The 22231-nt window shown below is 66.9% G+C and carries 20 protein-coding genes; 14 read left to right on the plus strand and 6 right to left on the minus strand.

Annotated elements, in window-relative coordinates; translation table 11 throughout:
- The 11 genes from IT182_14170 to IT182_14220 all read left to right on the plus strand — a co-directional run.
- Nucleotides 1–327: hypothetical protein (locus IT182_14170; GenBank protein ID MCC6164492.1), on the plus strand; the 327-nt coding region annotated here is incomplete at its 5' end.
- A gap of 68 nt (nucleotides 328–395) precedes the next feature.
- Nucleotides 396–1778, plus strand: a complete 1383-nt coding sequence (nrfD, locus tag IT182_14175) for a polysulfide reductase NrfD (GenBank protein ID MCC6164493.1) — start codon at nucleotides 396–398, stop codon at nucleotides 1776–1778.
- Nucleotides 1771–2322 (plus strand): DUF3341 domain-containing protein, encoded by a 552-nt coding sequence (locus IT182_14180; protein ID MCC6164494.1) that lies wholly within the window; start codon nucleotides 1771–1773, stop codon nucleotides 2320–2322. Before nrfD ends, IT182_14180 begins: the two co-directional genes overlap by 8 nt.
- Nucleotides 2323–2324: 2 nt before the next feature.
- Complete coding sequence (locus tag IT182_14185) at nucleotides 2325–3005, plus strand: cytochrome c (protein MCC6164495.1); 681 nt, start codon at nucleotides 2325–2327, stop codon at nucleotides 3003–3005.
- Nucleotides 2998–4185 (plus strand): hypothetical protein, encoded by a 1188-nt coding sequence (locus tag IT182_14190; protein MCC6164496.1) that lies wholly within the window; start codon nucleotides 2998–3000, stop codon nucleotides 4183–4185. Before IT182_14185 ends, IT182_14190 begins: the two co-directional genes overlap by 8 nt.
- A complete protein-coding gene (locus tag IT182_14195; protein ID MCC6164497.1) occupies nucleotides 4175–4690 on the plus strand; it encodes a hypothetical protein in 516 nt (171 codons plus the stop codon). The genes IT182_14190 and IT182_14195 overlap by 11 nt, the downstream gene beginning before the upstream one ends.
- A 20-nt stretch (nucleotides 4691–4710) precedes the next feature.
- Nucleotides 4711–5604, plus strand: a complete 894-nt coding sequence (locus tag IT182_14200; protein ID MCC6164498.1) for an SCO family protein — start codon at nucleotides 4711–4713, stop codon at nucleotides 5602–5604.
- A 10-nt stretch (nucleotides 5605–5614) separates the two neighbouring features.
- Entirely contained in the window at nucleotides 5615–6601 is a 987-nt protein-coding gene (gene coxB / locus IT182_14205) for a cytochrome c oxidase subunit II (GenBank protein ID MCC6164499.1), read from the plus strand.
- Between the two features lie 9 nt (nucleotides 6602–6610).
- Nucleotides 6611–8257 carry a cytochrome c oxidase subunit I gene (ctaD, locus tag IT182_14210; protein MCC6164500.1) on the plus strand — a complete coding sequence of 549 codons (1647 nt, stop codon included), beginning with the start codon at nucleotides 6611–6613 and terminating at the stop codon, nucleotides 8255–8257.
- A gap of 1 nt (nucleotide 8258) precedes the next feature.
- On the plus strand, nucleotides 8259–8915 hold the full coding sequence (locus IT182_14215; GenBank protein ID MCC6164501.1) for a cytochrome c oxidase subunit 3 family protein: 657 nt from the start codon (nucleotides 8259–8261) through the stop codon (nucleotides 8913–8915).
- Between the two features lie 92 nt (nucleotides 8916–9007).
- Nucleotides 9008–9304 (plus strand): cytochrome C oxidase subunit IV family protein, encoded by a 297-nt coding sequence (locus IT182_14220; protein MCC6164502.1) that lies wholly within the window; start codon nucleotides 9008–9010, stop codon nucleotides 9302–9304.
- 26 nt (nucleotides 9305–9330) lie between these two features.
- On the opposite strand, the gene IT182_14225 is transcribed toward IT182_14220, so the two are convergent.
- On the minus strand, nucleotides 9331–10593 hold the full coding sequence (locus IT182_14225) for a TIGR00300 family protein (protein ID MCC6164503.1): 1263 nt from the start codon (nucleotides 10591–10593) through the stop codon (nucleotides 9331–9333).
- Between the two features lie 55 nt (nucleotides 10594–10648).
- Here IT182_14225 and IT182_14230 point away from each other — a divergent pair, with 55 nt between their 5' ends.
- Entirely contained in the window at nucleotides 10649–13903 is a 3255-nt protein-coding gene (locus IT182_14230; protein MCC6164504.1) for a TonB-dependent receptor, read from the plus strand.
- Nucleotides 13904–14095: 192 nt separating this feature from the next.
- Here IT182_14230 and IT182_14235 read toward each other — a convergent pair whose 3' ends face one another.
- Genes IT182_14235 through IT182_14250 form a run of 4 tightly spaced genes read right to left on the minus strand, consistent with a single transcriptional unit; the run spans nucleotide 14096 to nucleotide 18034 of the window.
- On the minus strand, nucleotides 14096–15283 hold the full coding sequence (locus tag IT182_14235; GenBank protein MCC6164505.1) for an ABC transporter permease: 1188 nt from the start codon (nucleotides 15281–15283) through the stop codon (nucleotides 14096–14098).
- 5 nt (nucleotides 15284–15288) lie between these two features.
- The gene (locus IT182_14240; GenBank protein ID MCC6164506.1) at nucleotides 15289–16443 is read right to left on the minus strand and encodes an FtsX-like permease family protein; all 1155 of its coding nucleotides are present in this window, start codon (nucleotides 16441–16443) and stop codon (nucleotides 15289–15291) included.
- Nucleotides 16440–17138, minus strand: coding sequence for an ABC transporter ATP-binding protein (locus IT182_14245; protein MCC6164507.1), 699 nt, complete (start codon nucleotides 17136–17138; stop codon nucleotides 16440–16442). The genes IT182_14240 and IT182_14245 overlap by 4 nt, the downstream gene beginning before the upstream one ends.
- The gene (locus IT182_14250) at nucleotides 17135–18034 is read right to left on the minus strand and encodes an efflux RND transporter periplasmic adaptor subunit (protein MCC6164508.1); all 900 of its coding nucleotides are present in this window, start codon (nucleotides 18032–18034) and stop codon (nucleotides 17135–17137) included. Before IT182_14250 ends, IT182_14245 begins: the two co-directional genes overlap by 4 nt.
- Before the next feature lie 314 nt (nucleotides 18035–18348).
- Between IT182_14250 and IT182_14255 the strand changes: the two genes are divergently transcribed.
- Together IT182_14255 and IT182_14260 are read left to right on the plus strand one after the other, a co-directional pair.
- A complete protein-coding gene (locus tag IT182_14255; protein MCC6164509.1) occupies nucleotides 18349–18849 on the plus strand; it encodes a GAF domain-containing protein in 501 nt (166 codons plus the stop codon).
- A gap of 106 nt (nucleotides 18850–18955) precedes the next feature.
- Nucleotides 18956–19546, plus strand: a complete 591-nt coding sequence (locus IT182_14260; GenBank protein ID MCC6164510.1) for a YceI family protein — start codon at nucleotides 18956–18958, stop codon at nucleotides 19544–19546.
- A gap of 5 nt (nucleotides 19547–19551) precedes the next feature.
- Here IT182_14260 and IT182_14265 read toward each other — a convergent pair whose 3' ends face one another.
- A complete protein-coding gene (locus IT182_14265) occupies nucleotides 19552–22044 on the minus strand; it encodes a hypothetical protein (protein ID MCC6164511.1) in 2493 nt (830 codons plus the stop codon).
- Nucleotides 22045–22231: the final 187 nt, after the last annotated feature.

A 22231-nucleotide genomic window follows, 5' to 3' on the forward strand; every position in this document is an offset into this window, starting at 1 on the left:
CGGCTCACCGCCAAGCTCGAGGATCGCCGCATCCGGGACGGCGAGGTCCGGACCGCGTGCCAGAGCGCGTGCTCGACGCAGGCAATCACGTTCGGCGACCTCAACGATCCCGAGAGCCAGGTGTCGAAGATGCGCGCTGAGCCGCGCAACTACGGCCTGCTCGAGGATCTGAACACGCGGCCGCGCACGACGTTCCTGGCCGCGATTCGCAATCCGAACCCGGTGCTGTCGCCGGAGTCGGCGCACGTGCCGGCGCACGGCGGCGAACATGGCGCGGCGGCAGCAGGTGAATCACAGGGGCAGGCGACGCCTGCCGCGACGCACTAGGCAGGCGGGGCTGGCGCGCCGCGAGGCACGCCGCTGCTGCAGGACTCAGGACAGGACGCGAGGCAACCGTGCTAGACCACCCCAAGGAAGCCGTCCCCGGAGCGCGCTATCTGGCGCCAGGGCACAACTTCGGGTCGATCTCCGACAAGATCTCCGGGATCATCACGGGGCGTACGCCCTTCAGCTGGTTCATCGGCTTCCTGCTGGGATTCAGCATCCTGCAGTTGCTCCTGGTGTCCATCGCGTACCTGGTGTTCAAGGGCACGGGCATCTGGGGCGTCAACAACCCGGTGGCGTGGGGTTTTGCGATCATCAACTTCGTCTGGTGGATCGGCATCGGCCACGCCGGCACGCTGATCTCCGCCATCCTGATGCTGTTCCGGCAGCCCTGGCGCATGTCGATCGCCCGCGCGGCCGAGGCCATGACGGTCTTTGCCGTGGCCTGTGCGGCCATCTTCCCGATCTTCCACACAGGCCGACCCTGGCTCGCCATCTACTGGCTGATGCCGTACCCGAACACGATGGGCCTGTGGCCGAACTTCCGCAGCCCGCTCATCTGGGACGTGTTCGCGGTCTCCACTTACGCCACCGTCTCGATCGTCTTCTGGTACGTCGGCCTCATCCCCGACCTGGCGACGATGCGCGACAGGGCGAAGTCGTCGATCGCGCAGCGCCTGTACGGCATCTTCGCGCTTGGCTGGCGCGGGTCGGCCATCCACTGGCAGCGCTATGAGACGGCGTCGCTGATGCTCGCTGGCCTGAGCGCACCGCTCGTGCTCTCGGTGCACACGGTGGTGAGCTTCGACTTCGCCGTGTCGGTGATCCCCGGCTGGCACGCGACGATCTTCCCGCCGTACTTCGTTGCCGGTGCCATCTACGCGGGCTTCGCGATGGTGCTCACGCTGATGATCCCGATGCGCGCCATCTACGGTCTGCACGACTTCATCACCGAGCGCCATATCGACGCCATGGCCAAGGTGACACTGGCCACGGGCCTGATCGTCTTCTACGGCTACTGCATGGAGGCATTCTTCGGCTGGTACAGCGCCAACCAGTTCGAGGAGTACATGATCGTCAACCGCATGACGGGCCCGTATGCGGGCTACTACTGGGCGCTGATTTTCTGCAACGGCGTCGTCCCGCAATTGCTGTGGTCCAGGCGGGTCCGGTCGTCGCTGCCGGCGCTCTTCGGGGTGTGCATGGTCGTCAACGTCGGCATGTGGCTCGAGCGCTTCGTCATCGTCGTCACCTCGCTGCACCGCGACTTCATTCCCGGGTCGTGGGGCATGTACTACCCGACCTTCTGGGACTGGGGCACGTTCATCGGCACGATTGGCCTGTTCCTGACGCTGTTCTATCTGTTCATCCGTGTGCTGCCCATGATTTCGATCTTCGAGGTCCGCACGCTCACGCCTGCCGCGCACGCCAAGGGAGATGCCCACCATGGCTGATGTCGCACAGGCGCCGGGGCTCTACGGCGTGATGGCCGAGTTCGCCGATGCCACCGAACTGGTGCGCGCGGCCAAGGCGGCCTACGCCGACGGTTACAGGCAGATGGACGCCTATACGGCGGCACCGGTCCACGGTCTGGCCGAGGCGCTCGGCCACGACGACAGGCGCGTGCAGAAATTCACGTTCACCGGCGGCATTTTCGGCTTCGTCGGCGGGTTCGGGCTGTGCTACTGGGCGTCGGTGATCGAGTACCCGATGAACATCGGCGGGCGACCGCTGAACAGCTGGGTGGCGTTCTCGATCCCGACCTACGAGACCACCATCCTGCTGGCCGCGCTCGCCACGGTGGGCGGCATGCTCGCGATGAGCGGCCTGCCGCAGCCGTACCACCCGGTCTTCAACGTCGAGGCGTTCCGCAAGACGGCCACGAGCACGGGATTCTTCCTGTGCATCGAGGCGACGGACCCGCGGTTCGACGCCGCGCGCACGCGGACCTTCCTCGAAGGACTGCACCCGAGGGCCATCAACGAGGTGAACCCGTAGCCATGGCGTCCACATCGACGTTGGTCAGTCCGGTCCGCCGTACCGGCCGTTTCACCGCAGGGCGCCCGGCCGTCGTGGCCGGCGTACTGCTGGCCGCCGCGCTGGTGGCCGGCTGTCGCCAGGACATGCACGACACGCCGCGCTACGAGGCGCTCGAAGCGAGCGACTTCTTCGCCGACAAACGGGCCATGCGTCCGATTCCCGACGGCACCGTCGCGCGCGGCAACCTGCGCGCCGACGATGTGTATTACACGGGCAAGCAGGACGGCGAGCCGATCCACCACCTGCCCGCGCAGATCGAGTTGAACCAGGCGTTGCTCGATCGCGGCCAGCAGCGCTACGACATCTACTGTTCGCCGTGTCACTCGCCGCTCGGCGACGGCAACGGCACCGTGGTGCAGCGCGGCTACAAGCGTCCCGCGTCGTATGCCGACCCGAGGCTCCGCGCCGTGGGCATCGGCTACTTCTACGACGTCATCACCAACGGCTTCGGCCAGATGCCTGACTACGCGGCGCAGGTCGCGCCCGCCGATCGCTGGGCGATCGCGGCGTACATCCGCGCCCTGCAGTTGAGCCAGTCCGGCACGATCGACGATGTGCCCGCGGACCAGCGCGGCACGCTCGACGGACCGGCGGCCGCCGCGCCCCTGGCGTCCCACGAAGGAGGCGCTGCTCATGAGTGAGCCCACTCTCAACCCCGAGCACTTCCAGGCTCCACCGCAGATCGACACGCTGCAGCGCGTGGCGTTCGCGGTCGGGTTGCTCGGCCTCGTCGGCCTGCTCGCCGGCTTTGCCACCGACTCGGCGCAATTCTACAAGTCGTACCTGCTGGGGTATGTGTTCGTGCTCGGCGTGCCCATCGGCAGTCTCGCGCTGCTGATGGTGCACCACCTGTCGGGCGGACGCTGGAGCCTCGTGCTGCGCCGCACGTTCGAGGCCTCGGCCCGCACCATCCCGATGATGGCGGTGCTCTTCCTGCCGGTCATCCTCGGCATCCACGACCTGTATCACTGGTCGCACGCCGACGCCGTTGCGCACGACGCCATCCTCCGGCACAAGGCGCCGTACCTGAACACGACGGGCTTTGTCATCCGCGCCGCGGGCTACTTCGTCGTGTGGTCGGTACTCGCATTGATGCTCTCGAAGTGGTCGGCGCAGCAGGACACCGATCCGTTCCCCGTCGAGCGCTTCAACAAGATCGCCGGCCCCGGTCTGCTGATCCTCAGCCTCACCGTCACCTTCGCGTCGGTGGACTGGGTGATGTCGCTCGACCCGCACTGGTTCTCGACGATCTTCGGCCTGTGGTTCCTCATGGGCATGGCGCTGACCGCGCTGGCGTTCTCGATCGTGGTGGCGGCGCTGCTGCACAACAACGCCAACATGGCGCGCGCGCTCTCGACCGATCGCTTCCACGACTACGGGTCGCTGCTCTTCGCCTTCATCATGCTGTGGGCGTACCTGGCGTACTCGCAGTTCCTGATCGTCTGGTCGGCCAACCTGCCCGAAGAGATTCCGTACTACCTCCGCCGCTTCGGCGACGGCTGGCAGATCGTCACGCTCGTCGTCGTCGTCGGCCACTTCGTGCTGCCCTGGCTGCTCCTGCTGTTCCGCACCACCAAGCGCGTCACCTCGCGGCTGGTCGCCGTCGCGGCGTTCATGCTCGTGATGCGGTTCCTCGACGTGTTCTGGCTGATCGCCCCGTGGGTCAAGCAGGGCGCGTTCGGCGTGCACTGGATGGACGTTGCCGCGGTGTGCGGCGTGTTCGGCCTGTGGGTGGGCGTGTTCTGCCACCTGCTGAAGGGCCGCGCGTTGCTGCCCGTGGGCGACCCCTATCTCCCGGAGGCGTTGGCCGATGGCCACTGATCACCACCACGCCGGCTCGCACGGCGACGATGGCGCTGGTCCGCTGAACCACGAGACGCGTGACATCCCGCTCGATGGCGTCGGCAAGCTGGCCATCGCGTCGGTGCTCATCATCATGCTGACGTCGGTCTCGATGTATGGCACGTTCCGGCTGCTCGACCGCCGTGCGCGCGCCGCGCAGGCGCCCCTGACGAAGATCAACGCCGATCGCGCCGGCGGGGACGCCATCGTGGCGCCCCTGATGGACGCCGTCAACGCGATGGACGCGCAGGGCCGCGCCGCCGCGGGTCCTCGGGTGCTGACCAACGAGCCCGCGTGGCTGCGCCAGATCCGCGCATCGACGACGACGGCGCAGACCACGTACGGATGGGTGGACAAGGAAGCGGGCGTCGTACGCCTGCCGATCGCGCGCGCCAAGCAGCTGCTCCTCGAGCGCGGCCTGCCAGACACCACGCCGCCGCCAGCGGAGCCGGCGGCAGTCGACCCGGCGGCAGTGGCACAGTAGGAACCCGAAGAGTCCTGTCGATGCTCGCACGCACTGTCCTCCGTCATGCCGCGCTGGCCACGACGCTCGTCGTGACGGCGGGCGTGTGGCCGGCGGCAGGACAGGGCCCGCTGCGATCCGAGCCGGGCACTCCGGCCGACCAGAAGCCCAAGGCGCTCGACGGCGTGACGTACGCCCAGCGGCTGGGTGAGCAGGTCCCGGCGGATTTGGCGTTTGTCGACGAGACGGGCAAGGCGGTGCGGCTCGGCGACTACTTCGGATCGAAGCCCATCGTCCTCGCGCTCGCGTACTACGAGTGCCCGATGCTCTGCACGCAGGTGCTGACGGGCATGACGGCCGGGCTCAAGGGCCTGAGCTTCGAGGCCGGGCAGCAGTACGAGGTCGTGGTCGTGAGCATCGATCCGGGCGAAGGTCCTGGGCTTGCGGCGGCCAAGAAGGCGACGTACGTCGCGCACTACGACAGGCCGCAGACGGCCGGTGCGTGGCACTTCCTCACGGGACGCAAGGCCGAGATCGATCGGTTGGCGGAGGCAGTGGGGTTCTCGTACACGTTCGACAAGGACACGGATCAGTACGCGCACGCCGCGGGCCTCTCGGTGCTGACGCCGGACGGCACGCTGGCGCGCTACCTGTTCGGCATCGACTTCGCGCCGCGCGATCTGCGGATGGCGATCGTCGAGGCCACCGATCGGAAGATTGCCTCGCCGGTCGACGCGGTGCTCCTGTACTGCTACCACTACGACCCGGCGACGGGCACGTACGGTCTGCTGGCGATGCGGCTGGTCCGACTCGCGGGCATCACGTTCGTGCTGGCGATGCTGGGAGGCTGGATGGTCCTGCGGCGACGCGAGCGTCGCGGCCTGTACGGCGGCGGCCACGCGGACCTGCCGTCGGGCGCTTCACACAAGGCGTAAGTCAGAGGATATGGGCGGCACCTTCAACTTCCTACCCACGCAGGGATCCACGCAGGCAGCCAGCGTGGACCACCTGTACTTCTTCATGCTCGGCGTGACCGTGTTCTTCACGGTGCTCGTGGCCGTGCTCATCGTGGTGCTGGCGGCCAGGTACCGCCGCCGGCAGCCCGACGACGTGGGCGCGAACATCCACGGCAGCACGGCGCTCGAGGTGGTCTGGACGGCGATCCCGCTCGTCATCGCCATGGTCATGTTCGTGTGGGGCACGAGCGTGTACTTCGCGATGGCCAAGCCGCCCGCCGAGGCCATGGAGGTCTACGTCATCGGCAAGCGCTGGATGTGGAAGGCCCAGCACCTCACGGGCCACCGGGAGATCAACGAACTGCACGTCCCCGTCGGGCGTCCGGTGAAGCTGCTGATCTCGTCCGAAGACGTGATCCACAGCTACTACATCCCCGCGTTCCGCCAGAAGATCGACGCCGTCCCCGGCAAGACGACGACGATGTGGTTCGAGGCGACCACGCCGGGGACCTATCAGTTGTTCTGCGCGGAATACTGCGGCACGCAGCACTCGGGCATGATCGGCAAGGTCGTCGCGATGACGCCCGGCGACTACCAGCAGTGGCTCGCCGCCGGCGCGCCTGCCGGCACGCTCACGTCGACCGGCGAGCAGGAGTTCCAGTCGCTCGGCTGCGCCACATGCCATCACGAGGACGGCAAGGGCCGCGGTCCGGCGCTCGCCGGCATCTTCGGCACGACGCAGTCGCTGGCCAACGGCTCGACGGTCCACGTCGACGAAGCGTACCTGCGCGAGTCGATCCTCAACCCGCAGGCGAAGATGGTGCAGGGCTATCAGCCGCTGATGCCTACCTATCAGGGCCAGATCAGCGAGGATGCCATCGCCTCACTGCTCGCCTACATCAAGTCGCTCGGCGCGCCTGGTGCGACACCGGCGGCCGGCGCCCACGACGCGGCTGCCGCCACGGGCGCCCACTAGGACACGGCCATGCACGACGTCAGAAATCCAGAAACCGATTCGTCAGCGCCGCCCGCGATCCCGGACGTGCACTACCTGAACGCCACGCACGGCCCGATGTCCTGGTTCTTCACGAAGGACCACAAGCGCATCGCCCTGCTGTACCTGTACTCGGTGTCGGCGTTCTTCCTGCTGGGCGGCATCTTCGCGATGCTGATCCGGCTCGAACTCGCCACGCCGGGTGGCGACCTGCTGTCTGCCGAGACCTACAACAAGGTCTTCACCGCGCATGGCGTGGTGATGGTGTTCTTCTTCCTCATCCCGTCGATCCCGGCCATCATGGGCAACTTCCTGGTGCCGCTCATGATCGGCGCCAAGGATCTGGCGTTCCCGCGCATCAACCTGGCGAGCTGGTACCTGTACATGGCCGGCGCGCTGTTCGGCGTGGCGGCGCTGGTCTCGGGGGGCGTGGACACGGGCTGGACGTTCTACACGCCGTATTCCACGGCCGCGTCGAACACGCACGTGGTGCTCACTGCCACGGGCGCGTTCATCGCCGGGTTCTCGTCCATCTTCACCGGTCTCAACTTCATCGTCACGATTCACACGATGCGCGCGCCTGGCATGACGTGGGATCGCCTGCCGCTCTTCATCTGGTCGCACTATGCGACGAGCCTGATCATGATGCTCGGTACGCCCGTCGTGGCCGTGACGCTGCTCATGATGATGCTGGAGCGCACGCTGAACCTCGGGTTCTTCAATCCGGAACTCGGGGGCGACCCGGTGCTGTTCCAGCACCTGTTCTGGTTCTACTCGCATCCGGCCGTGTACATCATGGTGCTGCCCGGGATGGGCGTGATCAGCGAGATCATCTCCGCGTTCTCGCGCAAGCCGGTGTTCGGGTACAAGATGGTCGCGATGGCGAGCCTCGGCATCGCCCTCATCGGCTTCCTGGTGTGGGGGCACCACATGTTCACGACGAGCCAGTCGGTGCTGGCCTCGGTGACGTTCTCGTTTCTGAGCTTCCTCGTCGCGATCCCGTCGGCCATCAAGGTGTTCAACTGGACGGCGACGCTCTACCGCGGCTCGGTGCAGTTGTCGGCGCCGATGCTGTGCGCGCTGGGCTTCATCGGCCTGTTCATGATCGGCGGCCTCACCGGCGTGCTCCTCGCGGCCATCGGCTTCGACATCCACGTGCACGACACCTACTTCGTCGTGGCGCACTTCCACTACGTGATGGTGGGCGGCACGCTGCTGGCATATCTCGGCGGCCTGCACTTCTGGTGGCCGAAGATCACCGGCAAGCTGTACTCGGAGCCGTGGGCCAAGACCTCGGCAGTGATCGTGTTCGTCGGCTTCAACCTGACGTTCTTCCCGCAGTTCATCCTGGGCTACATGGGCATGCCGCGCCGCTATCATGCCTATCCGTCGGAAGAGCTGTCGTGGCAGGTGCTCAACATCCTGTCGTCGGCGGGTGCGTCGATCCTCGCGCTCGGCCTGCTCCTGCCGGCCATCTACCTGATCCACTCCGCGTTCAGGGGCAAGCCGGCTGGCCCCAACCCGTGGGGCGCCTACGGCCTGGAGTGGGAGACGTCGTCTCCGCCACCGACCGCCAACTTCGAGGTCACGCCGATCGTGACCAAGCCGGCCTACTACTACGCCCCCGAGGAGCACTGAGGTGAGTCACTCGAACGCGCACGCGGCGCATCACCCGGCGCTGCAGCACCACTTCGACACGCTCGAGCAGCAGCAGAACGCCAGCACGCTCGGCATGTGGTGGTTCCTGGTCACCGAGGTGCTGTTCTTCGGCGGCTTCTTCATGGCGTACATCCTCTACCGGTGGATGTACAACGCGTCGTTCCACACGGCGAGCCACGAGCTCAACGTCTGGATGGGACTCGGCAACACGATCGTCCTCATCGGGAGCTCGCTGACAATGGCGCTTGCCGTGCGGGCGAGCAAGACGGGCGAGCGGACGCAGCTGGTGTTGTTCCTGATCCTCACGCTCGTGCTGGGCAGCATCTTCCTCGGCGTCAAGGTCGTGGAGTACTCGGAGAAGTTCCAGCACCACCTCGTCCCGGGCCCGCACTTCCAGTTCCACGACGCGGCGCTGAAGAACGGCGCGGAGATCTACTTCTCGCTGTACTTCGGCATGACGGGCCTGCACGCCACGCACATGATCTTCGGCGCCTTCGTGCTGGTGCCCATCATCATCATGGCCGCCCGGGGCAGGTTCACGCCCGAGTGGTACACGCCGGTCGAGCTGTTCGGCCTCTACTGGCACTTCGTCGACATCGTCTGGATCTTCCTGTTCCCGTTGCTCTACCTGATGTAGGTGGCTCAGGGCTTACGGCTCACGGCATTTCCGGCATCGCGGCATCCAGCATTTCGCTCGGCATTCGGCATTCAACATTCGGCCTTTCGCCCATGTCTCACATTCCCCCCAAGTCGCAGCTCTATCTCGTGTTCGCAGCCCTGATGGTGCTGACCGTCGTGACCGTGCTGGTGTCGCGCGTCAATCTCGGGTACTTCAACCTCCCCGTGGCGCTGGCCGTGGCCGTGGCCAAGGCGCTGCTCGTCATCCTGATCTTCATGGAAGTGAAGTACAGCCCGAAGCTGGTGCAGGTGACCGCCGGCGTCGGCTTCCTGTTCTTCTTCATCCTCTCCTGGTACACGATGATCGACTACCTGAGCCGCAACATCATCGGCGCCGCAGGCAGGTAGCAGCGTCGAGCCGCACCGCACGACCTTCAAGACTCCGGTGCCCGGTCGCCCGGTGCCCTGTGCCCGGTTTCCGCCAACTGCGACGCGAGCTGTTTCAGGAACAACCCCACGTCGGTCACCACGCCAACCGTCTGCGCCGAGCCGCGGTCCGACAGCTTGGTCACCACGGCCGGGTTGATGTCCACGCACACCACCTTCACCCACGACGGCAGCATGTTGCCCACGCCGATGGCGTGCAGCATCGACGACAGCATCACCACGACGCCTGCGCCGTCGAGCACGCGCGCGTAGCGTTCCTGCGCCTCCACCAGGTCCATCACCGTATCGCGCAGCGGCCCATCGTCCCTGATGCTCCCGGCGAGCACGAAGGGGACGCGGTGCGTCACCAGATCGAACATCACGCCGCTCGTGAGCACGCCCGTCTCCACGGCCGGCACGATCCCGCCGGCGCGATTGACGCGGTTGATCGCCTTCATGTGGTGCTTGTGTCCTTCGTGGACGGGCACTCCCTGCGCCAGATCCACACCCAGCGACGTGCCGAAGAAGGACGCCTCGATGTCGTGGACCGCGATCGCGTTGCCGGCCAACAGCGCGTCGACCCAGCCCGCGCGGATCAACTCCGAGAAGTACGGCGCCCCACCGGTGTGTACGACCACCGGACCAGCGACGAAGACGATGCGTTGGCCGCGCGCGCGCACGTCGCGCATCACCTGCGAGATGCGCGAGACGGTGGCTTCCACGCGCCGCTCCGACGAGATGTCGTTGGCCATGAACGCGAAATGCTGCCTGTCGCGCTCCTGGAATTCCGGCACGATCCTGATGCCGTCCGTGCCGCACACCACGCGATCGCCGCGCCGCACATCGCGCAGCTTGCGGCACACGGCGTGCGTGCCGTCGGCGTCGATCGCGATGATGGCGTCCATGCGCTGCTGCTGCACGTCGAGCCAGCGGCCGTCGACGCGCACCGACGTGCGGTGGTTGGTCGTCGAGTAGAAGTCCTCCGGCACCGCGCCGTCCATGTCGGCTTCGCGCACGAGCGCGTCGAACTGCTCGACGGGCGCACACCCGAGCGGCAGGAGCGCTTCGAGAATCCGATCCAATTGCTCGGACGAAAATGCAGAAACTCGTAGCACCAGCTCGGAAAAATCGTAGTTCGTACGACCGATCTCGAATCGTTGCACCTCGAACGCGCCCTCGTGCGCGATGACGGCGTCGAAGATCGTGTTGAGGAGGCCGGAGTCGATCAGATGACCGCGAGCCTCCACCACGGCGGAAGTGTTTCTTTCCATCGCCGGTGAGTGTACTCTTTGCGTGCGTTACCCCTTTTCCGGAGGAAGTGGACACATGGCGTCTAACTTGTGCGGCACGGCGACGCGCGTGCTGCTCGCAGTCGGATTGATCTGCAGCATGGCGCTGCCGGCGCGGGCCCAGGTCGGGTTGTCGACCATCACGGGCATCGTGTCGGACGACCAGGGCGCTGCCGTACCCGGCGCTACGGTCACGGCCACCAACACGGCCACCAACGTCCCCTTCACGGGCGTGAGCAACGAGGCCGGCGTGTACACGATCAACGCGCTGACGATCGGCACGTACACGGTTCGTGTCGAGCTCGAAGGCTTCAAGGCCGTGCAGGTTTCGGTCAACATCGCCGGCGGCCAGACGGCGCGTCTCGACGCGAAGCTCGAAGTGGGCGCGCTCACCGAGAGCGTGGAGGTGACGGCGACGTCGGCCGTCCTCCAGACGGAGAACGCCGTCGTGGGCGCGAAGTTCGACCAGGAGCAGGTGGAGAAGATTCCGCTCCAGGGCCGCAACGTTTCGGCGACCACGCTCTACACGGCCGGCGTGACGACGCCGAACGCGGCGAACATGAACTCCCTGAAGGGCCAGGCTGCGCGTCCGTACGCCAACGGCCAGCGCGAGCAGGCCAACAACTTCACGATCGACGGTATCGATTCGAACGACCCCACCGACAACCTGATCGCGTACCAGCCGAGTCCGGACGCCGTCGAGCAGGTGAGCGTCGAGACCAACAACTATTCGCCCGAGATGGGCAACGTGGCCGGCGCGAGCGTCAACATGGTGATCAAGTCGGGCACCAACGACATCCGCGGCAACGCGTTCTATTACTGGCGCGACAACGAGTTCGCGGCCACGCCGTGGGCCACCAACCGCGCAGGCGGCCGGAAGGCGGAGCTCTCGCGCAAGGTGTTCGGCGGTACGCTCGGCGGTCCGATCGTCAGGGGCAAGCTGTTCTGGTTTGCCGACTACTCGGGCGGCCGGCACAAGGTTCCGCCCGCCGACTCCTTCGCTACCGTCATGCCCGATGCGTGGCGCAACGGCGATCTGAGCAGCCTCCTTCCGGGCATCCAGTTGCGGGATCCGGTCACCGGAGCGAATTTTCCCAACAACCAGATCCCCGTGGAGCGCTTCAGCCCGTTCGCACGTGCCCTGCTGGCCAACGAGGCGCTCTATCCGCGCGCCAACGTGAACCGCGCGATTAGCGACTTCCGTCAGAACTACATCGGCAAGAGTGCGTCGAGCGAGGAGACCAACCAGTTCGACATCAAGATCGACTGGAACGCCTCGGTCAACGACAAGGTCTACGTCCGCTACTCGCGGCAGGCGCACCAGTCGCGTACCGACTCGACAGCCATGCCGCTGTTCTTCGGCAGCCTCGGCGACAACCCCTTCTGGAGCGTGGGCGCGAACTGGAACCGCATCTTCGGCAAGAACGTCGTCAACGACGTGCTCATCGGCTACAACGCGAACCAGTTCAACACCACGCCGCTCGACCTGCGCGGTCTCGGGATGCTGAACAACCAGCTCGGCATCGGCGGATCGCAGCCCATCGCCGGCCTCACGCAGGTGCGCATCGGCAACAGCGTGGACAACATCGGCACCACGGGCGGCGCGAGCAACATGAACAACGGCATCTTCCAGTTGAACGAGCGTCTCACGTGGCTCAAGGGCCGCCACACGTTCAAGTTCGGCGGGACGTGGAGCCACTACATCGCCGAGCGCTACTACGCCGGCAACAACGGCGTCCTGGGCTACATCGGCTACGGTGGCACGTTCACGCGGGCGGCTGTGGCCGACTTCCTGCTCGACTACGTGTCGAGCAAGGGGCGCGGGTCGCTGTCCGATCCGTGGACGCACTATCAGGACCGGTTCGCCTTCTACGCGGGCGACGACTTCAAGGTGACCAACAACCTGACGCTCAATCTCGCGCTGCGTTGGGGCAACACCACGCCGTTTGTCGAGAAGGACGACCGCCAGGCGAACTTCTCGCTCACGAACCTCGAGCAGCGGCTGGCGGGCCGAGACGGCAACAGCCGCGCGCTCTACGACCCGTACTACAACGGCTGGGAGCCGCGCCTCGGCTTCGCCTACCGCAAGGGCGACAAGTGGGTGTTCCGCGGCGGCTACGGCATCACGCAGTACCAGGAGGGCACGGGTGCAAACCTGCGCCTGCCCCTCAACCCGCCGTTCTTCTTCGAGTCGCAGACCGACTGGGCGTACTCGGCCGCGGCTCCGACCAACGCCGGCACGATCGCGACGGGTTTCCAGGGGCTTCAGGCGTTGGATGGCATCTCGGGGCAGCTTCGTGTGTGGGACCCGAACCTGCGCCCGCAGTTGACGCAGCAGTACAACGTGTTCGTGGAGTACCTGCTCGGACCGCGGTCGTCGATCAATGTCGGCTACGTGGGCAACAGGTCCAAGTACCTGGTCGCACCGATCGAGGGTAACCAGCCGCTGCCAGGCGTTGGCGACCCCTCGACGTGGGCGCCCATCCAGACTCGCCGTCCGCTGTACCAGTACAACCCGCTGGTCACCAACATCGCCACGACGTCGCCGGCGGCGCGGTCCGACTACAACGCGCTCCAGACGACGTTCAAGCAGCGCCTGTGGAACGGTCTCGACTTCGTGGCCAACTACACGCTGAGCAAGTCGATGTCGAACAATCTCGGGTACTACGGCTCGGGTGGCGTGGCGTCCGAGGGTGCGTATCCGGTCAACAGCCGCGACATCGACATGAACTACGGCCCCGCGTTCTTCGACGCGCGCCACATCGTTTCGTTGGCGGGCAGCTACGCGATCCCGGTCGGTGCCGACCGCCAGTTCGGCTCGGGCATGAACCGCGTCCTCGACACGATCATTGGCGGATGGGACGTGAGCTTCGGCCTCACCGCGCACACGGGCTATCCGATCACCGTGCAGGACAGCTCCAACCCGTCGCTCCAGGTCACGCGGTCCACGCAGTGGCCCGACCTGGTTGGCGATCCGGTTCCTTCCAATCAGTCCATCACCAACTGGTTGAACCGCGACGCGTTCCGCTCGGCTCCGCTGGGGCAGTTCGGCAACGCGGGTGTGGGCGTGGCGACGGCACCCGGCTACTGGAACGTGGACTTCTCGCTGAGCAAGCGGATCACCACGTTCGGCCGCCAGTACTTCCTCATCCGCGGTGAGGCCTACAACCTCTTCAACCACCCGAACTTCGGGCCGCCGGACCGCAACATCCAGAGCCAGAACTTCGGCACGATCACGAGCGTGGTCAACCCGCCGCGCGAGATCCAGTTCGTGGTGAAGTACTACTTCTAGGCGACCGACAGGCTCGTTGGTGTAATGCCGCGATGCCGAATGCCGAATGACGAGAATGCCGGGAATGTCGCACACCGCGTGCGCATTCCCGGCATTCGCCTTTTACCTTTCCCCTTCGCGCCTTCCTGCCTTCCGTCTTTTTCGCTGCCCTTATCCCTTGGCCTTTTCCCTTTCGCCCGCCCTTTTCTCGCCCTAGAGTTCGCGCAGCGCGTCGACGATGGGGAGTCTTGCTGCGCGAATCGCCGGCAGGATCCCGCCGATGAGGCCCATGATCAGCGCGCACGCGAGGCCCTGTATCAACAGCGCCGGCGTTACGCGGAACGCGAACGCCACCTGGCTGAACGACTGGAAGTTCATCGTCGACGTCTGGTAGCCGTCGAACCCCGCCCAGGCCAGCAGGCCGCCGAGCACGCCGCCGACAAGCGCCAGCACCGTGGATTCGGCCATCACCGACGAGACGATCGAGACAGCCCCGAAGCCCAGCGCGCGCAGCGTGGCGATCTCGCGCGTGCGGCTGGCCACCGCGTTGTACATCGTGTTGATCGATCCGAAGATGGCGCCCACGGCCATGAGACCCGCGATCACGAAGCCGATCGTCCTGATGATGGTCTGCAGCACGACCGACTGCGCCGCCAGGTAGTCCGTCTCGCGCTCCACCATCACGTTGAGGCGCGGGTCCGCGGCAAGTGCCGCCCTGAACGCGTCGAGTGAGTCCTCGCGTTCGAGCTGCACGTACACGGACTGGAACGAATCACCGCGCCGATAGGCACCCTGGAGCACGCGCGCGTCGCACCAGATCTCCGACTCGGAGATCGAACCGCCCGCTTCGAACATCCCGACGATGGTCCACACGTTCTCGCCCCAGCGGACCGTCTGTCCGACGCCGAGATCCGCGAACTGTCCCGCCGCGGCCTTGCCGACGATGATCTCGTTCCGCCCCGGCTCGAACCGTCGTCCTTCGACGATCTTCAGCTGCGGGCGCACGTCGAACGCCGCGGGCTCCACGCCGCGCAGCGGCACGTTGGCGTCGAGGCCCGTCGATCGCTTCGGGTGGTTGACGATCACGAACAGTTCAGCCGATGCGACGGGACCGTCGGCCCCGCGTGCGATGCCGGGCGCATCCTTCACGAGCTGTGTGTTGGCGCGCATGAGGACGCTCGACATCTCGGCCTCGGTGCCCGCACGCATCACGATCGCGGTTCGCGGATCGCCGGCCGTGGTCATCGCCGCGCGGAAGCCCTGCGCGATCGACAGCACGGACACGAAGACCACCACGACGCCGGCGATCCCGGTGATGGCCACGAGCGACGACCCGCGACGCTGCGGCATGCTGCGGATGTTGACGAGGGTGATGGCGAGGATCTGTGACAAGGCGTGCATGGCGATCACCCCTGGCGCCGAAGCGCGTCGACGATGCGCAGGCGGCTGGCCTGCCAGGCAGGCAAGACGCCGGCGGCAAGTCCCACGAGCACGATGAGCGCAACGCCCAGCACGAGCGTGCGGGGCGGCAGGAAGAACGCCGGAAGGAAGCCGCCCGTCGGATCGCCACCGAGCGTGATGAGCCACGCCAGCAGCAATCCCGTGCCGCCACCGACGATGGCGAGCAGCATCGACTCGCCGAGCACGAGCGCGAGCAGCTGCCCGTCAGTGAAGCCGAGCGTCTTCATCACGGCGAGCTCGTTCGTGCGTTCGCGCACCGCCTGCCCCATGGTGTTGGCGGCCACGAGCAGCATCGTGAAAAGCACCGCCGCGAGGATCGCCATGAGGATGCTGCCCACGTCGCCGATCTGCGCGGCAAACGCCTGCACGAACGCTTTCTCGGTCGATGTCTTCGTCTCGGCGGGCGAGTTGGCGAAGAGCGCGTCGAGGCGCGCGGCCACCGCATCGGACTCCTGCGGGTCGCTCACGCGGATGACATACCAGCCCACCTGATCCTTCAGGACCTGGCGCGTCTCGTTCAGGTAGTCGTAGTGGAAGAACATCTGCGTGGTGTCGGTACCCTGCTGGCCCGCCTCATAGATGCCCTCGACCGTGAACGTCCACGGAGAGTCGTCGGCCTTGCGGAAAATCGTGGCCTGGAGAGGGACGCGATCGCCGACCTTCCAGCCGAAGCGGTCGGCCAGCGCGCGGCCGACGATCGCCCCGGTGCGGTTGCCGTACCACGCCTGCTGCCGATCGGGAGTGAGCGCGTACTCCGGATACATCTGCAACCACGCGTCAGGCACGACGGCGAACTGCGGGAAGAAGTTCTTCGGATCCTGGTAGATCCCGCCGAACCACGACGCGTGCGTGACGGTGGCCACGCCTTCTGTTGCCGCGATGCGCGACTGGTACGCGAACGGCAACGGCTGGATGAACGACACCTTCTGGATCATCACCAGCCGATCCTGCCCGGCGAGATCGATGCCCATGCCGAACGCCGCCTTCAGCGCCATCAACGCACCGAACAGCACGAACGCGACGAGGATCGAGAGCGCGGTGAAGAGCGTGCGCAGCTTGCGCCGCATCAGGCTGCGCCAGAGGAGCGGCAGGTACTTCATGCCGCCACCTCGGAGACCAGCAGCCCCTTCTCGAGGTGCACCACGCGCGTGGCACAGGCAGCGGCATGCGGGTCGTGCGTGACCATCACGATCGTCTTGCCGTGCTCGCGATTGAGGGCGCGGAGCAGCGCGAGGATTTCGTCGCCCGACTTCCTGTCGAGGTCGCCCGTCGGTTCGTCGCACAGCAGCAGCGTGGGGTCGGTGACGATGGCGCGTGCGATACCGACGCGCTGCTCCTGACCGCCGGAGAGTTGCCTCGGGTAGTGCTGCGCGCGCTCGGAGAGGCCCACCACCGACAGCGCGATCGACGCGCGATTGCGGCGTTCCGAAGACGACAGGTTGGTCAGCAGCAGCGGCAGTTCGACGTTGCGCTGCGCCGTGAGCACCGGCAGCAGGTTGTACAGCTGGAACACGAAGCCCACGTGCGCCGCGCGCCAGCGGGCGAGCGCGCCCGACGACAGCGCATCGATGCGCTCGCCGCCGACGTCGATCGTGCCGGCGCTCGGGCGGTCGAGGCCGCCCAGCAGGTTGAGCAGCGTCGTCTTGCCGGAACCCGATGGACCCATCAGCGCGAGGAACTCGCCCGGCGCGATGTCGAGATCGATGCCCTGGAGGACGGCGATCGTCTCGCTGCCGCGGTGATACGACTTCTCCAGCTGGCGGACGCTGACGAGGGGAGCGACGGGAGCGTTCATGGACGGACCTCCTTCAGGAATGTCACCTTCACGCCCATGTCGGGCAGCAGGCGTGGATCGAGTGCGTCGAACCCGATGCGCACGAGCACCGTCGCCTTCTGGCGGTCGGCGGTGGGCACCGTGGTGATCACATGAGCGGGAATCGACCAGTCGGGATAGGCGTCGAGTACGGCGCGTACGGGCTGGTTGTCCGACACGCGCGAGATGTAGCTCTCGTTCACGTCGACCTCGATCTCGAGCGACGTCATGTCGACGATGGTGCAGATGCCGGTGCGCGTGAACCCGCCGCCGGCCGAGACAGGGGAGATCATCTCGCCGGGCTGCGCGTCCTTGGAGACGGCCATGCCGCCGAACGGTGCGCGGATGATCGTGTCGTCGAGCTCGGTGCGGCGAACGGCCACCTGCCGCTCCGCGACAAGCACGTCCTGGCGCGCGGCCGCCAGTCGGGCGCGGAGGGCGTCGACCTGCGCGGTCGCGGTATCGAGGTCCGCTTCGGGCAGCACGCCTTCGCGCACCAGGCGCTGCTGCCGGCCGTGCGCAAGCTCCGCCTCACGGATGCGGACCTCCGTCTCCGCGAGCTGCGTGCGCGACGACGCCAGTTGTGATTCGGACAGTTGCAGGAGTGCGCGCACCGTCGAGTCGTCGAGACGCGCGAGCACCTGCCCCTGTTTCACGGCCATGCCTTCCTCGACGTGGACGGAGACGACCTTGCCCGTGATGCGCGACGACACGGTGGCGCGTCGCCTCGCCACGACATAGCCAGACGCGTTCAGTACCGCATCGTCAGGGGCCGTCGTGCGTGCGGCGGGCCGCTCGACCTCGACGACCGCCTTTGCGGGCTCCGGCGCCTGGCGCTGCCAGAGCCACCAGCCAAGCGCGGAGGCCGCCACGGCCAGCAGGAGCGCAACGAAGGGGCCGCGCCGGCGCGGTGGCGCCTGGCGCGCCCCCCTGTCGAGTTTCAGTGCGGCGAGATCGGCGTGCAGATCGGTCACGAAAAATGCCCTCGAACGTCGGTGGTCATGCGACGAAGACGCCGCGGCCACGTGCGGTTGTACGTCATGGGCCCGTCACCGTTCGCCGCCATCGGCGAATCGACGCGTCCCCCCGGCGGATGGCCAACAACGACCGGCCCTCCGCCGCGCACAGATGGTAGGGCCGAGCCGAGCCCGGCCCGGTGCCCGGTGCCCGATCGTGCTGCTATCGTGTCCCGATGTTCCACGTCCCGACGCTCGACGGCAACCCTGCCGCGTTCCATGCCGGCCTGCACGCGCACCTCGACGCGCTCATCGGCACCGAACGCGACATCATCGCGAACCTCGCCAACGCCGCCGCGCTCATCTGGCACACGACGCCCGACCTCAACTGGGCCGGGTTCTACCTGCGCCGGAGTGACACGGAACTCGTCCTCGGACCCTTCCAGGGCAAGCCGGCGTGCGTACGGATTGCCGTCGGACGCGGCGTGTGCGGCACCGCGGTCCAGCGTGGCGCGTCGGTCCGCGTGGACGATGTGGCGGCGTTCCCGGGGCATATCGCGTGCGATGGCGCGTCGGCGTCGGAACTCGTGGTGCCCCTCCGACACGACGGGCGCGTGGTGGGCGTGCTCGACCTCGACAGTCCGTCGCTCGCGCGGTTCACCCAGGCGGATCAGGACGGCTTCGAAGCGCTCGTGGCGCTCCTCATGACACGCACGGATCTTGAATCCGTGTTGTAACACGTATATCGTAGGCGGGTCTGACACGGACGCGTCGCACGCGTCGTCTACACGATTGCACCCGGGTCTTCGCGCGGCGGAGGCCTTTTCCTTCAGGAGCCCGCACATGATTGCTCGCTCGACTCTCGCGGCACTCGCCTTCGTGGCGTTCGCCTCGCCCGTCGCCGCCCAGACCTGGACGATCGACCCGGCCCATTCCGGCGCGTCGTTCACCGTCCGTCACATGATGGTCAGCAACGTCCACGGCCGCTTCGGCAAGGTGGAAGGCACCATCGTCTACGACGGATCGAACATCGGCGGCGTCTCCGCCACGGCCAACATCGCCTCGACGACGATCACCACCGACAACGAGAAGCGCGACGCGCACCTCAAGAGCGCCGACTTCTTCGACGTGGCGGCCTATCCGACCATCACGTTCAAGAGCAAGCGCGCGGAAGTGGTGGGCAACGGCAGGTTCAAGCTGATCGGCGACCTGACGATGCGTGGCAAGACGAAAGAAGTGGTGCTCGACGTCGAGGGCCCGACAGATCCCGTCACCGTGCAGAACAGCCAGCGCATCGGCGCCACGGCCACCACGACGATCAACCGTCAGGACTTCGGCGTGAGCTGGAGCCGCTCGATGGATGGCGGCGGCGTCGTTGTCGGCGACTCGGTGAAGATCACGATCGAGCTGGAACTGATCAAGCAGAACAGCTAGTCGGCTCACGGCACACACGTTCCTCCCGCATTCGCGCCGGCACTCCAGTGGACCGTGGGGGTGTCGGCGTAGTGCGACCACTCGACGACGAGAGGAAGAGCCGGTGCGAAGGGAGCGGGCTCGATGAGCATGGCGAAGCGAGACCCGAACGCCTCCGGGAACAGGCTCGGGACATCGACGTTGATCCGTGCGCCTGAATCGATTGACACGTCGGCACTAAGGGGTGCGGCGCCTTCGCGCAGGAGCGTGACGCGCAGTGTCGACGCGGCGGTGCCGGTGTTGGCCACGAGCACGTAGGTGCTCACGCCCGTCGCCCACTCGCCTTCGGCAACCGCCCATCGTGCGCACGTCTGCGTGGCGCCGAGGCTCGCGTGCGCCTCGAGCCACGTTCGTGATGACGGACCCGGCCACCACATCGCGCGCTCGGCAACGACCGGCGCGTCTGCCTCGATCGCCATCGCAACGGCCGTCGACGCCAGCGACACCCCGGGTGACGGCGTCTCCCTGTTGACCAGCACCGTGTATCGGCTGCGCGGCCCCACCTCGTAGGTGATCGGCATCGTCGGTCCGTCCGGCAGCAGGTACGTCACGTGCACGGGCACACTGGTGTCACCCGGATTGCCGATCAGCAGGTATTGCGCGAACAGAGGGCCCGTGTGTCCCTCGGCGAAGAACCACGATGTTCGCAATCGATCGGCTCCCGCCGCGGCGTGTCCGGCTTCGAAGCTCGCCGGCACCGACCGATACATCGCGCGTTCGGCCACGATCGGGCGATCCGACTCGATGACGACAGACGATGCGGCGCCGGATGAGGGGGTCTCCGGGCCTGCCTCGTCGTTGTTGACCCACACGGTGTACCGCTGGTGCGGTTCGACCTCATGCGTGCGCGTCAACGGCGCCAGGGGTGGTTCACGCAGATACGTGACCGTGACGTGCGCGAGCGTGTCGCCCGGATTCTGCAGGAGGTAGAACAGCGAGAAACCGCTGTACGTGGCGCCCTCCGCGAAGTACCAGGTGCGAGACGCCTGCGCGATTCCGTGCTCGCCATGACTGCCTCGGCCGTTGTCCCACTGTACGAGGCGATCGACGGCCACCACGACGTCGGATTCAGCGACTGTCGCGAACGCGTGATCCCGGAGTCCGTCGATCGCGCTCGCGTCGACGGTCACCCGCTGCCTTGCGGGCACCAGTCTCGTTGTCGTCACTACGACGGCATCGTCGCGTTCGAAACGGAGCTGGACGTACGCAGGCGTTGTCGGCGACGGATTGGCGAGCGCGATGCGCGTCCGGAACCCACCCTGGCGAAGGCCCTCGGCGAGCAGGCGCGTGACCCGTCCGCGCGGGTGGGTGCCATCTGTGTGCTCCTGGGCGTTGGTATGGCCGTCGCCATCGGGATCGCCGTTCGGACCGTTGTCGCCGGTGGCGCTCGTGGGATCGAGGCCGTAGGCGCGCTCCCACTCGTCGGGCAGACCGTCGTTGTCGCCGTCGGCCGGCGCGGCAGGCGGCTGCCAGCCGAGCTGGACGACATCGAAATCCGTCACCCGCACGCTACGTATCGCCGACGCGATGCCGTTCATCTCCGACGCCCACCGCGGATCGTTGGTGCCCGTGACGTACATGTCCGATCCGTTGTCGGCCACGATGAGCCCGTACGTCTTCATCGCCTGGAGCAGCCGCCTGACCGGTGCCGGGTGCATCGAGATGTCCACACCGGCCTTGAGGCGCAGTCGCGCGCCCATCGGCGGCGCGCCCGCCCGGGTGCCGGCGCGATGCGACGCGGGGAAGACGTAGCCGTTGGTGGCGCGCACCGTCATCCGCAGCGCGTGGCGGATCGGCTCGGTGCCGTACATCTCGTCGTAGCGCACGAGGCCGGGCATGATGGCGAGCCCCGCGGCGTCGGCGCTGGTCCATCCGTTTGGGCGCCTGTCGTTGCGCGTGAGGTCGAACGTCGCGCCAGAGTCGGCTTCCCATCGCTGGAGGGACTCGTTCCAGTGCGCGCGGTACAGCTCGTAGAGCAGCCGATTGTCGCGATCGACGAGGATGAGATGACGGTCGCCGTTGGCGTTCACGCGACCCGGCTGTCCACCCTCGATGTAGCCCGCCATGGTCTTCGCCTCGGGCGGAATCGGATAGCCCGGCGGCCGGCCCGGCGCGCCGTTGTCGCTCTCGCTGCCGTAGGCCGTCCACGTCACTGGCACGAGCGGCTGCGTCCCGGGCACGCTGACGTACGGCATGCCCCACATCGCCGTGGGATCCTCGGGGTCGTTGGCGGATGCGCCCCAGTCCTGCCGCAGGCGCAAGTCCCGACCGTTGGTGATCCACGAGATGAAGCCCGCGCTCCCGACGTCGACGGGTGCCTGGCTGATGTCGACTTTCCACCAGTTGTCGGCAGGGAACAGTGGCCACGGCTGCGGTAACGGACCCGCCGGCTGCGCTCCCGCCACCCCCACGACAAGCCCGAGCATTGCCAGCACGTGCGTGAGACGGGGAATCGCCATGATCGGGAATCGGCGCGGAGATGCCGGAGGCTTAGGGCTTACGGACGGCGCGTCATGCCGATGCAGGGGCGACGCATGCGTCGCCCCTGCGCTCAAGGGATCGCGCCGCGCGCGGGTGGCGCCGGATGGGGCCGCCCCGCCCGTGCCGACGAGCCTCCCCCGTACAAGTGCTTGTGGCGAGGAGGAC

The organism is Acidobacteriota bacterium (genome assembly GCA_020845575.1).
Taxonomy (GTDB): domain Bacteria; phylum Acidobacteriota; class Vicinamibacteria; order Vicinamibacterales; family Vicinamibacteraceae; genus Luteitalea.